We start from the raw sequence: 11947 nt of genomic DNA on the forward strand, positions 1-11947 counted from the left end.
CCGGCGCGCCGCCCGGAACTCCCGGGCGGCGCTGGGCCGGGTCAGCGCCGGCGGTCGGTGTTGATCAGCACGTCGCCGTCCGGCGTGGCCACCATGCCGAGCGAGTGCGTCTCGGTGATCTTGCTGTGGCCCCTGGTGAACTGCAGCGTGACGATCACGTTGGACCCGGACATCACCGGCTCGCCGATGATCTTCACGTCGTCGATGGTCTTCCAGAACCTCTCGTAGCCGTCCTTGCCCTGCGACTGCAGGCTCGGGCCCAGCAGCTCCCACGCCTGGTCCAGCTTCTTCGGCACCAGCGAGTAGTAGTCGCGCACCACGTTCACGACCTCCTCCTTGGACGGCTGCCCCGCGGAGTTCGACGTCGTCGGGCTGGTCGTGGTCGGCTGCGCGGAAGTCGTCCGCGCGGCCGATGTGGTCGGCGTGGTGCTGGTCGGCTGGGGCTGCGGGGCGGACTGCGTCGAGGTGGCCGGGCCGGGCTGCTCCGGCGGGGCCCCGACGCCGAAGGCGTTCGCGGCGAGCACGCCGACGAGCACCGCGACGATGATCGCCACCACCCACAGCGCCACCTGGCGGTAGTTGCGCCGCGCCGGCTCCGCCGCCGAAACCGCGGCGCCGACGCGCGTGGGCGGGTTGGCGCTCGGTGGCGGACCCATCCGGTTGCCCGCAGGAGGCGTGCGCGGCGCTGCGGCGGTCGGCCGCTGCCAGCCCACGTTCGGCGAAGCGGTGGGGATCGGCCGCCCGTCGAGCACGGCCTGCAGCAGCTCGCGGGCCTGCGCCATGGTCGGCCGGTCGACCGGGTCCGGGCACAGCAGCTGCATCAGCGCCGGGGTCATCGGACCGGCCTGCTGCGGCGGCTCGATCTGCCCGCGCGCCACCCGGTGCAGCAGGCTGATCGCGTTCTCGTCCACGCCGAACGGCGGCCCGCCCTCGATCGCCGCGTACAGCGTCGAGCCCAGCGAGAACACGTCGGACGCCGGCGCCGGGTCGCGGCCGAGCGCCACCTCCGGCGCCAGGTAGGCCGGGGTGCCGGCGAGGATGCCGCTCTTGGTGACCGCGACATCGCCGATGGCGCGCGAGATGCCGAAGTCGGTGATCTTCGCGATGTCGTTGTCGCCGAGCAGGATGTTGCCCGGCTTGAGGTCGCGGTGCACGATGCCGGCCATGTGCGCGGCGGCCAGCGCCCCGGCCACCTGCACGCCGATCCTGGCCACCTGCAGCGGCGGCAGCACGCCCTGCTCGTCGATGACAGACGCGAGGCTTCGCGACGGGAGGTACTCCATGACCAGGACCGGCTGGCCCTCGTCCTCGGCGACGTCGAACACGACGATCGCGTTCTGGTGCTGCAATCGGGCGGCGATGCGGCCTTCGCGCATCGCTCGCTGACGGGCTTCCTCGGTTTCCTCGGGGGTGTAGCCGGCCTGAAGCAGCAGCTGCTTCACCGCGACCGTGCGGTGCAGGCGTTCGTCAACGGCCTGCCACACCACGCCCATGGCGCCGCTGCCGATCTGCTGCTGCAAGCGGTACCGGCCCGCGATCAAACGACCTTCGGCGCTCACCGGTGTCTCCTGGTACTGGCTGAGCCTGCTTGGACAGTACTGACCGGACCCCCGTGGCCAGCTTTCACTCGACGGTGTTCAACGTTACTGGGCGTCCCGCACGCGGCCGCACCCTGGGCCCGCCCGAGCCCGGACATGCACGTGGCCGGGGTGCTCACCTCGTGGTGAACGCCCCGGCCACCGCGGGTTCGAGACCGGATCTCGTTATTCCTCGGTGCCGCCGGTCGGCTCGGTCGTCGGCTCGTCCTGGGTGTCCGAGGGCGGAGTCGTCGGCTTCGTCGTCGGCTTCGTCGTGGGCTTCGTCGTCGGCTGCTGCGTCTGCGTCGTCGGCTTCGTCGTCGTCGGCGGCGAGTTGGTCTTCGTCGACGGCGAGTTGGTCCGCGTGTTGGCCGGCTCCTGCTCGGAGGTGGTCTCCGCCACCGGCGGCGGGAGCGGGTTCATCTCCGAGGTCGTCGGGTTCCCGGTGGTCTCCGGCGGCTTCTGGCCGTTCATCAGCGCCGAGGTCACCAGGACCGCGATCACCGCGACGGCCACCAGCGCGATGCCCGAGATCACCACGGGCCGCTTGCTCTTGCGCGGCTTCTCGTAGATCGCCGCATCGCCGCGGGTGTCGGAACCCATGTACGAGGTCGCGTCCTCGTACGACTGCTCCGAGTAGGGCTCCTCCTCGTAGTACGCGACGGTGGTGCCCTGCGAGCCGACGACGCTGGTCGGGGCCATCTCGGGCTGGCTGGACTCCGGCGCCAGCGCGGGCGGGATCGGTGCCGCCATGGTCGGGATCGACGTCACCGAGCCGCCGTCGGAGACCGACTGCAGCATGTCCCGGACCTGCGCCATGTCCGGCCGGTCCTCGACGCGGGCGGCCATCATCGCCATCAGCGGCTGCGCCATCGGGCCGGCCTGCCGGGGCGGTTCGATCTTCCCGGCCGCCACCGCGTGCAGCAGTGCGAGGGTGTTCTCGTTGAGCCCGAACGGCGGGTGGCCCTCGATCGCCGCGTACAGCGTGGCGCCGAGCGAGAACACGTCGGACGCGGGCGTCGGCTCCTGACCCATCGCCACGTCGGGCGAGAGGTAGGCGGGCGTGCCCGCGAGCATCCCGGTCTTGGTGACCTGCACGTCGCCCTGGGCCCGCGAGATGCCGAAGTCGGTGATCTTCACCTGGCCGTTGTCGCCGAGCAGGATGTTGCCGGGCTTGATGTCGCGGTGCACGACACCGGCGGCGTGTGCCGCACCCAGCGCCGAGGCGACCTGCGCGCCGATCCGCGCCACCTCGCGCGGCGGGAGCGGCCCGTGATCGGACATCATCCCGGCCAGGCTGACGGAAGGCAGGTACTCCATGACCAGGACCGGCTGACCCTCGTCCTCGGCCACGTCGTAGACCGAGATCGCGTTCGGGTGCTGGAGTCGGGCCGCGATCCGGCCCTCCCGCATTGCCCGCTGCCGCGCTTCCTCGGCCTCACCCGGATCCAATCCGGGCTGCAGCAACAACTGCTTGACCGCGACCGTGCGGTGCAGGCGTTCGTCGACACACTCCCACACCACGCCCATCGCGCCACTGCCGATGCGTCGCTGCACTCGGTAGCGTCCGGCGACCAGGCGACCTTCGTCGCTCACCGACGTCTCCCCGTACTGCTATCGATGCTCAGCAGGCACCGCGAATCCCGGGGATAATGGTCCCGGGTACGGCCCCACCGAACATCGGCGGATTTGGCGGACCGGCTCCGGCCCTCCGACATGTACACGTTCTCCTCGCGGTTCGGGCTCGTCGAACGTCTCGAACCCGACCGCGATACGGGAGCCTAGCCGACGCCAGGTCGGCGTAGGCCCGAAGTCGAAAGATCCGTGCAACCGGATTCGACGGTACGCCGGCGCTCCCGCGCGGTCGGCCGAACCGGATTCTCCTCACAGTCGTTTCCGCTGGTGATGTCGGTCCTGTGGGGCCGCGGGCGACGTCCCGAGCGGGCGGCACACCGGTTGCGCCGGGCAACGATATCGGTGCGCCCGGTTCATCCCGGTACAGCGGCGGGCGTTTCACGGGGCTCGGGTCGTTGCCGCATTGTTGTGCGCGGCCGGTCACGGTTCATCGTGGCGCGATGTGCCGGGCACCGAGCAGTTCGGCCCCGACGATCCGCGGGGAGGCGTCGGACTCGACGGTGAGCAGCTGGCGCAGCACCACCCGGTGCCCGTCCGGGTAGCGGGCCTTGACCTCGGCCAGCACCACCCCGGCCGAGGAGGTCCGAACCTGCAGCTGCGTCGATTCGACCGCCTGCCAGGCGCCGACCAGCGCCGCCTGCTGCCCGGCCAGCAGCTCCGGCGCCGCCAGCGAAACGGCCGAGCCCGGGTCGTGGTCCAGGCGGCGGTAGAACTCGTCGACCAGGTTGAGCGCCGATTCGTGGCTGCCGGCCGCGGGGTTCGCGGTGCCCTGCTCCGCGGCTTCCGGCGCATCGTCGGCCCCGCCGAAACCGGCCGCCGCGGCGAAACCGCCGTTGGCGTCGAACGGCCAGCCGGCCGCCCGGACCAGATCCGGGCGCAGTGCCGGCACACCGGTGATCGGGGCGGCGGAGGAGACCGGACGCGGCGCGGCGGCGGGTTGCGCGACGAGCCTCGCGCCGATCGTGGCGGCCACGAGCAGCAGCAGGGCGCCCAGCACGCCGAAGGCGATCCGGCTGCGCAGCGGGGGTGCGTCGGCAGTGGGGTCGGGCGCCTTGAGCAGCTCGTCGGCGATCCGCTCGTGCTCCGGTGACAGCGGCTCGCGCTTGATCAACTCGGCCACGGTGACCGCGCCCGCACCGCCGCGCCGCCTGCTGGTCGAAGGATGTTGCTGCACTCGCTCGCCCGCCCTCATGAGTTCGCCGTAGAACTCGTACCGCGCCGACGTCCGGATCGCGAAAGGCTTACCGCCGAGTTCACCGGAAGGGGGGTGCGCGAGGACTCGAACGGAGCAGTGGATCACGAGCAGTGATCAGGCGATCCGCTGGTCGGAGGTGATCAGCGGCTCGTCCTCCATCGTGTACCGCAGCTCCCGGCGCTGCGTCTGCACCGTGCCGTCCGCCATCGTCAGCCGGACGGTGTGCAGCGTGCTGGTCGGAGTCGCGTAGCTCTCGACGACGTCGACCGACTTGGCGCCCGAATACCTCGCGGCGAACGCCTCGTAGCCCTCGGCGTGCAGCGACCCGGTGGTCAACGCGTATGCGCTTCGCAGGTCGCCGCGGCCGATCGCGGCGTAGTACTCCGCCCCGCGCCGCTTGACCGGCCCGGTGTCGGCGAACAGCAGCGCCGGCCGCTCCGACGTCCTCGGCGGGCTGGGCGTCGGGGTGGCACTGGAGGTCGGCAGGCCGGGAGCGCCCGGGGCTGAGCTGCCGATCGGGTTCGGCTGGAACGGGATGCCCGTCGGCGTGCCCATCGGCGGCGATGGCGCCAGCGGCGGCAGCGGCTGCACCGAGCCCGTCGCCCGCACCGCCTCGGGCCGGGTCGGGTCGCCCGTCAGGTAGTACGGATCCGTCGGCGGCACCGGCGGGTACTCCCCGCGGGGCATGCCCGGCAGCTCCAAGCCCTCGATGGTCGTCGACCCGCCGGCCAGCAGCGTGGTGGCGAACATCAGCCCGCCCAGCGCGGCGGCCGACGAGGCGATCGCGAACCAGGCCGCCTGCCGCCAGGTCCGCGGCGGGGTGACCGACGCCGGGACCATGCCCAGGTCGAACTTGTGCAGCCCGCCCACCGGCATGGTGTCGACCAGCGGGTCGGTCGTCAGCCGCGCGCCGAGCGCGTGCGCCGGCCGGCGCGGGCGGACCGCCGGCGTCCACGGCACCGGGGACCCGGCCCGGTGCCGGCCGTGCGCGGGCGTTTCCGGCGTCGGCGGCCAGTCGAGCTGGCCGCTCCAGCCGAGGGTTCTGCCGCTGTGCATCGGAGATCTCGACTTTCTGCCACTCGCGGGGAGTTCACGACGTGTCGACAACGTGGAATGCCTCGGCGAGTCGACCGGCCATGCCGTGCCGCTCGGCCGTTCGTGCCAGGTGTCGCCGGATCATGCCCTGGAGGTCGTCGAGGTGCGCGGTCTGCGACCGGTGCGCGGCCAGCGCCGCGAGCTTCGCGTCGAAGTGATCGGTGATGTCGACCGCGCGGTTGATCCGTTCTTCGGGTGACTCCGACATCCACAGCTCGCGCACCGTCCACGGCTCCAGCCCTTCCCGCAGCAGCTCGGGGTGGGCGAAACCGTTGCGCGCGTCCGGGTAGATCGCGGCCAGGGTCGCCTCGCCGACGGCCCGGTGGTCCGGGTGCGACGTCGGGAGGTGCGCCCAGTTGATCTCCGGGGAGTGGCTGATGACCCGGTGCGGGCGGACCTCGCGGATCGCCTTGGTGATGTCCCGGCGCAGCTGCAGGTTCGCGACGACCTGCCCGTCCCGGTAGCCGAGGAAGCGCACGTCGGAGACGCCGACGGCGGCCGCGGCGGCCCGCTGCTCGTCCTGCCGGATGCGCGGCATGTCCTCGCGCGGAGTGTCGTCGAAGCCGCCGGCATCACCGGCGGTGCACACGCAGTAGGCGACCTGCACGCCGTCGGCGACCCAGGCCGCGACGGTGCCCGCCGACCCGAAGTCGACGTCGTCGGGGTGTGCGGTGACCACCAGGGCGCGGAGTGTCGAGGACGTTTCCGGCGACGTGGTCATGGTCACAGCCTAAGGGGCGGGCGCGATGACTCCGGTGCGGGGTCGCTCAATCACGCAAGGTGACCAAAGAGGCCTTTCGGTGCGAATGAGTACACCGAAAGGCCCAATGCTGATCTGGCATATGACTGCTCAGCGTGCTGAGCGGCCGATCAGAACTGCCCGTTGCGGAACTTGCCCTGCGTCGACTGCAGCGCCTTGAGCGAGGCGACACCGCCGCCACCGCCGAGGATCATCGCGAAGATGTCCGCCCCGGCCGAGTCGCCGGAGCTGATCAGCAGCGCCAGCAGCGTCACGCCCAGGCCGACACCGGCGATCGGGAACCGCTTCCGGGCGAAGTCCACGGCGGGCTGGCCGCCGGCGCGCTTCTTCGCGGCCGACGTCAGCATCGCGAGGTAGCCCGCGTGCCCGGCGGCGACGAGCACCCCGGCCAGCGTCACGAGAAAGGCCACAAGACCAAGAACACCCATGACCACAGTCTGCCTTGTTTCCGCCGTGCCCGGTATGGGTGATATCCCGGATATGCCGCGCGCGGGTCGCGGGTGGGCGGAATCCCGGGGGCTCCGGGGTGCCGCCGGAAGATCCGCCGAATGCACTACTGCGAAAAACGCCCGGTCAGCCGCACTGCCGCGGCGGCCGGTGGAAAAGGTTGTGATTTGGCCCTGGATTGAGACCGGACTCACGCCTTAGGTTCTCAGGCTATGAGCGATCGGTTGGCCGGGTCGGTTGGTGCGAGCTCTGCGCGATCCAGCACCAACGGCCTGGATCTGGGGGACAAGCGAGCACTCGTCACGGGTGCGGCGAGCGGGATCGGCGCGGCGGTGGCCCGCCGGCTGGCGGCGGCCGGCGCAGAGGTCATCGCCGTGGACCGGGCGGCCAAGGTCGAGGCCATCGCGGCCGAGATCGACGCCGAGGCCAGGATCGTCGACCTGGCCGATCTCGATGCCGCCGCGGCGCTCGGCGAGCGGGTGGACATCGTCGTCAACAACGCCGGTTTCCAGCACGTCGCGCCGATCCACCGGTTCCCCACCGACACCTTCAGCGCGATGCTGCGGGTGATGGTGGAGGCGCCGTTCCGGATCGTGCGAGCCGCGCTGCCGGGCATGTACGACCGCGGCTGGGGGCGGATCGTCAACATCTCGTCCGTGCACGGGCTGCGCGCGTCGCCGTTCAAGAGCGCCTACGTGACCGCGAAGCACGCGATCGAAGGGCTGTCCAAGGCGACCGCGCTGGAGGGGGCCCCGCACGGGGTGACCTCCAACTGCGTCTGCCCGGGCTTCGCGCGGACTCCGCTGGTGGAGCGCCAGATCGCCGACCAGGCGGAACTCCTGCGGGTGCCGGAGGACCAGGTCCTCGAAGACGTGCTGCTGGCCCGCACGCCGATCAAGCGCCTGGTGGAGCCGGCGGAGGTCGCCGAGCTGGCGGTGTGGTTGTGCGGCCCGGGCACCACGTCGATCACCGGGGCGTCGTTCCCGATCGACGGCGGCTGGACCTCGCACTGAGTTCTTCCCGTCGAGCTGGTGGGCGGCCCTGGGCTGCCCACCAGCACGTTCGCCGTCGGAAACGGGACTGGGAACGGTCGTGTCAGTGGCCGAGGCGGCCGCGGCCCAGGCGCAGCAGGATCATCGCGAGCTCGCGGCCCTCCGGGCCGAGTTCCCGGTAGCGGGCGAGCACGTCCATCTCGCGGTTGTAGACGATGCGCGGTCCGCCGGCCGCCATGCGGGCCTGGCCGACCTGCTGGGAGACCTCGGCGCGGCGCTTGACCAGGCGCAGGATCTCGGCGTCCAGGTAGTCGATCTCCTCGCGGAAGTTGCTGATGGCCTCCGCGGCGGCCTGCTTGGCCGAGGCGGGCTCGGACTTCGGCTGGTCACCGTCCACAGTGGCGTTCATCGGGCGTTTTCCTCCGGATTCGGCCCCGTCCCCGGTCCCCGGAACGCGCGAACGCCCCGAGTCCGAGGACCCCGGGGCGTCGTAGTGGTTTTGAGCTCACGCAGCTACGGGCGCCGGAGTCCCGGGCCCGTAGAAAAACTCGTAGGTCTGCGTTCGCACGCGACCAGTCTGCCACAGCCGGTATCGGCCTGGCCATGAGGTGGGCCCATCATCCCAACGGGTGGACCATGGCGATTATCGATCACCAGTTCGAGTTATTCGGTGGAAATGTGCCGGGAACGGCGCGGATCTTGGAGTCATGACGACCGAATCCGCTGCAGGCCGGCGTCCCGGCCAGCACTCCGGCCCTGACTCCCGGCGGCGTCCGCGCCGGCCCGTTCCGCCGCCTTCCGCGCGGACTCCCGACGCGCGCTGCGGATCACGAAGATGCCCGCCGCAAGGCCGCCGGCACAGGTCAGCGCGAGCACCGTCCAGCCGTAGCCGACCGCCCGGGCGGCCTCGCCGAGCGCCACCGCGACGGTGGTCTGCACCGCCGACCACAGCGCGCCGGCGGCCGTCGAGAGCACCAGAAAACGGCGGTACGGCAGCCGCAGCGTGCCGACCACCGCCGGGACCACGGCGTGCACCACGGCGACGAATCGCGTCGTGATCAGCGCGCGCCCGCCGGTGTCGTGCACGACCGCCTCGGCGGCCTGCCAGCGGCGCGCCCCGATCTTGCGCCCGACCCACGTGTTGCGGAGCCCGGGGCCGATCAGGCGGCCCAGCCAATAGCCCCCGCTCTGCCCGATGACGTTGCCCAGCACCGCCGCGCCGAACAGTGCCGGCGCCCACCGGGCGCCGAGGACGGCGATGGTGAGCAGCAGCGTCGCCTCGCCGGGGATCAGCAAACCGATGAAGAGGGAGGTTTCCAATGACAGCAGGACCAGCGCCAGCAGCACGCACAGCCACGGGCTCAGCGTCGCGGCCCACGCGATGAACTCCCGGATCGCGGCATCGATCTGGCTGATCAGCTCCATGGGGCCCGTTCCGTTTCCGTGGCGGTTTCGGCGGTCGGAACTCACCTTCCAGGCCGGCTGCGCGCGGGGGATCGGGGTAAGTCCCGGGGCGGTCCCTGAGTTTCGCGGCCGGGGATTGGGTCGGAGCTGTGCCGGGCACGCCGTCGGTGGGCCGGGATTCGGGCTCCGGGCCTCGGGTGTCGGTGCCCGAACCGTCCGGCGAGCCGATCCGCGCGTCCGGTTCGGGCACCGGGATTCGGGTTTTGTCCGGGCACGCCGGTAACGTGGAGCAACGATGAGCACCCCACTCGACCTCCAGTGGCAGAGCGATCTTCCGCAGCACGGATCGCCGCAGTCGGACGAATCCGGGCGCGCCTCGCGGTCCGGCCCGGATCCGGACGCCTTGCTCAACGGCCTGAATCCGCAGCAGCGCGACGCGGTGGTGCACACCGGTTCGCCGCTGCTCGTGGTGGCCGGCGCCGGGTCGGGCAAGACGCGGGTGCTGACCAACCGGATCGCCTACCTGCTCGCGGGTGGCGTGCACCCGGGCCAGATCATGGCGATCACCTTCACCAACAAGGCCGCGGCCGAGATGAAGGAACGCGTCGTCGATCTGGTGGGTCGGCGGGCCAACGTGATGTGGGTTTCGACGTTCCACTCCATGTGCGTCCGGGTGCTGCGCCGCGAGGCCAAGAGCCTGGGTCTGTCGTCCAACTTCTCGATCTACGACTCGGACGACTCCCGGCGGCTGATCACCATGATCGCGCGGGAGCAGGACCTGGACTCCAAGCGCTATCCGGCGCGCACGCTCGCGGTGCACATCTCGAACCTGAAGAACGAGCTGCTGACCCCGGAGGCCGCCGCCGAGCAGGCGGGCAACGACATGGAGCGCAAGGTCGCCCAGGTCTACGCGGGCTACCAGCGCCGGCTGGTCGAGTCCAACGCGATGGACTTCGACGACCTGATCATGCGCACGGTGGAGCTGCTGCAGGACCACCCGGCGGTCGCGGAGTACTACCGGCGGCGCTTCCGGCACGTGCTGGTCGACGAGTACCAGGACACCAACCACGCGCAGTACGTGCTGGTGCGCGAGCTGGTCGGCACCGGGACGACCGACGGCGGCGTCGAGCCGGCGGAGCTGTGCGTGGTCGGTGACGCCGACCAGTCGATCTACGCCTTCCGGGGCGCGACGATCCGCAACATCGAGGAGTTCGAGCGCGACTACCCGCAGGCCAGGACGATCCTGCTGGAGCAGAACTACCGCTCCACGCAGACGATCCTGTCCGCGGCCAACTCGGTGATCCGGCGCAACCCGAACCGGCGCGACAAGCGGCTGTGGAGCGATGCCGGGGACGGCGAGCGGATCGTCGGCTACGTCGCGGACAACGAGCACGACGAGGGTGCGTTCGTCGCCGGCGAGATCGATCGGCTGGTGGACGAGGGCGACGCGACGTTCAACGACATCGCGGTGTTCTACCGGACGAACAACCAGTCCCGGGTGTTCGAGGAGGTGTTCATCCGGCTGGGCCTGCCGTACCGGGTGGTCGGCGGCGTCCGCTTCTACGAGCGCCGCGAGGTCCGCGACGCGCTGGCCTACCTGCGAGTGCTGGAAAACCCGGACGACACGGTCAGCCTGCGCCGCATCCTCAACGTGCCCAAGCGCGGCATCGGCGACCGGGCGGAGGCCGTGGTCGCCGTGCACGCCGAGCAGGAGCGGATCTCGTTCGCCGCGGCGCTGCGGAAGGCGGCGGCCGGGCAGGTTCCGCTGCTCAACACGCGGGCCCGCAACGCCATCGCGGGCTTCGTGGCGCTGCTCGACGAGCTCCAGGCGGTCGCGGCGGAGTCCGATGTCGCCGAGATCCTCGAGAAGGTGCTGGAGAGCACCGGCTACCGCGCCGAAATGGAAGCCAGCGACGATCCGCAGGACGCGACGCGGGTGGAGAACCTGACCGAGCTCGTAACGGTCGCGCGGGAGTTCACCGAGACACTGGCGGGAGCGCCGGTCGGCGAGTCCGCGGCAGAGGTCGATCCGTCGGCCGAGGCGGTCGTCTCGGAGGCGGTGCCGGCGGCGGAGGATGCCGAAGAGGCGGCGCTGGGGCTGCCCGCGGACGACTCGCTGTCGGCGTTCCTGGAGCGCGTCTCGCTGGTGGCGGACGCGGATTCGCTGCCGGAGTCCGGGGACGGGGTCGTCACCCTGATGACTCTGCACACCGCGAAGGGCCTGGAGTTCCCGGTGGTGTTCTGCACCGGCTGGGAGGACGGCGTGTTCCCGCACTCGCGGGCGCTCGGCGACCCGGCCGAGCTGGCGGAGGAACGACGGCTGGCGTATGTGGGCATCACTCGTGCCCGGCAGCGGCTTTACCTGTCGCGGGCGCTCATGCGCTCGGCGTGGGGGCAGCCGATGACGAACCCGGCGTCGCGGTTCCTCACCGAGATCCCGGACGAGCTGATGCACTGGCGCCGGATCGAACCGGAGCGAGCCGCCCCGCAGGTGCGCAGCACCTGGGGCAGCCGCGGCGGTTTCGACCGCACCGGGTCGGATTCCGCCCAGGCGGGGCTGGCGGAGCGCGGCATGCGCAGCACCGGCATGAAGGGCTGGAAGGACACGGTCGCCATCAAGCTGGCGGCCGGCGACCGGGTCACCCACGACAAGTACGGCCTGGGCACGGTGCTGTCCACCGAGGGCGAGGGGCCGCGGGCCACCGCGACGATCGACTTCGGCAGCTCCGGCACGGTTCGCCTGATGCTGATCGGCAGCGTGCCGATCAGCAAGCTCTGACCCGGCGAGCGGTTCCATGTCCTAAGTGGACAATGCTTGGGGCGTGGTGGAATGTCCGGCGGC

At 71.3% G+C, this 11947-nt stretch carries 10 protein-coding genes; 2 read left to right on the top strand and 8 right to left on the bottom strand.

Annotated elements, in window-relative coordinates; all coding sequences use genetic code 11:
* Window positions 1–41 precede the first annotated feature (41 nt).
* The 6 genes from AC07EQ_RS10675 to AC07EQ_RS10700 form a co-directional block, all read right to left on the bottom strand.
* Window positions 42–1559 (bottom strand): serine/threonine-protein kinase, encoded by a 1518-nt coding sequence (locus AC07EQ_RS10675; protein WP_478387778.1) that lies wholly within the window; start codon window positions 1557–1559, stop codon window positions 42–44.
* Window positions 1560–1763: 204 nt separating this feature from the next.
* On the bottom strand, window positions 1764–3173 hold the full coding sequence (locus AC07EQ_RS10680) for a serine/threonine-protein kinase (protein WP_478387779.1): 1410 nt from the start codon (window positions 3171–3173) through the stop codon (window positions 1764–1766).
* Between the two features lie 466 nt (window positions 3174–3639).
* Entirely contained in the window at window positions 3640–4386 is a 747-nt protein-coding gene (locus AC07EQ_RS10685; RefSeq protein ID WP_478387780.1) for a hypothetical protein, read from the bottom strand.
* A 135-nt stretch (window positions 4387–4521) separates the two neighbouring features.
* Entirely contained in the window at window positions 4522–5463 is a 942-nt protein-coding gene (locus AC07EQ_RS10690) for a hypothetical protein (protein ID WP_478387781.1), read from the bottom strand.
* Window positions 5464–5497: 34 nt separating this feature from the next.
* Window positions 5498–6223: a PIG-L deacetylase family protein gene (locus tag AC07EQ_RS10695; protein ID WP_478387782.1), complete on the bottom strand. Its 726-nt coding sequence runs from the start codon at window positions 6221–6223 to the stop codon at window positions 5498–5500.
* A 149-nt stretch (window positions 6224–6372) separates the two neighbouring features.
* Window positions 6373–6690 carry a hypothetical protein gene (locus AC07EQ_RS10700; protein ID WP_478387783.1) on the bottom strand — a complete coding sequence of 106 codons (318 nt, stop codon included), beginning with the start codon at window positions 6688–6690 and terminating at the stop codon, window positions 6373–6375.
* A gap of 231 nt (window positions 6691–6921) precedes the next feature.
* On the opposite strand from AC07EQ_RS10700, the gene AC07EQ_RS10705 reads away from it, so the two are divergent.
* Entirely contained in the window at window positions 6922–7722 is an 801-nt protein-coding gene (locus tag AC07EQ_RS10705) for a 3-hydroxybutyrate dehydrogenase (protein WP_478387784.1), read from the top strand.
* Window positions 7723–7804: 82 nt separating this feature from the next.
* Here the strand turns inward: AC07EQ_RS10705 and AC07EQ_RS10710 are convergent, their stop codons facing one another.
* Entirely contained in the window at window positions 7805–8110 is a 306-nt protein-coding gene (locus AC07EQ_RS10710) for a chorismate mutase (protein WP_132486403.1), read from the bottom strand.
* Between the two features lie 296 nt (window positions 8111–8406).
* Window positions 8407–9126 carry a DedA family protein gene (locus tag AC07EQ_RS10715; RefSeq protein WP_478387785.1) on the bottom strand — a complete coding sequence of 240 codons (720 nt, stop codon included), beginning with the start codon at window positions 9124–9126 and terminating at the stop codon, window positions 8407–8409.
* Window positions 9127–9400: 274 nt separating this feature from the next.
* Between AC07EQ_RS10715 and AC07EQ_RS10720 the strand changes: the two genes are divergently transcribed.
* The gene (locus AC07EQ_RS10720) at window positions 9401–11884 is read left to right on the top strand and encodes a UvrD-helicase domain-containing protein (RefSeq protein ID WP_478387786.1); all 2484 of its coding nucleotides are present in this window, start codon (window positions 9401–9403) and stop codon (window positions 11882–11884) included.
* Window positions 11885–11947: the final 63 nt, after the last annotated feature.

It is taken from the genome of Saccharopolyspora sp. NPDC045839 (assembly GCF_056431645.1).

Excerpts from the sequence above, each read along its gene's own strand:
- AC07EQ_RS10720 (WP_478387786.1), top strand. The coding sequence starts at position 9,401 with ATGAGCACCCCACTCGACCTCCAGTGGCAGAGCGATCTTCCGCAGCAC.
- AC07EQ_RS10715 (WP_478387785.1), bottom strand. The coding sequence starts at position 9,126 with ATGGAGCTGATCAGCCAGATCGATGCCGCGATCCGGGAGTTCATCGCG.
- AC07EQ_RS10690 (WP_478387781.1), bottom strand. The coding sequence starts at position 5,463 with ATGCACAGCGGCAGAACCCTCGGCTGGAGCGGCCAGCTCGACTGGCCG.
- AC07EQ_RS10710 (WP_132486403.1), bottom strand. The coding sequence starts at position 8,110 with ATGAACGCCACTGTGGACGGTGACCAGCCGAAGTCCGAGCCCGCCTCG.
- AC07EQ_RS10695 (WP_478387782.1), bottom strand. The coding sequence starts at position 6,223 with ATGACCACGTCGCCGGAAACGTCCTCGACACTCCGCGCCCTGGTGGTC.
- AC07EQ_RS10700 (WP_478387783.1), bottom strand. The coding sequence starts at position 6,690 with ATGGGTGTTCTTGGTCTTGTGGCCTTTCTCGTGACGCTGGCCGGGGTG.
- AC07EQ_RS10705 (WP_478387784.1), top strand. The coding sequence starts at position 6,922 with ATGAGCGATCGGTTGGCCGGGTCGGTTGGTGCGAGCTCTGCGCGATCC.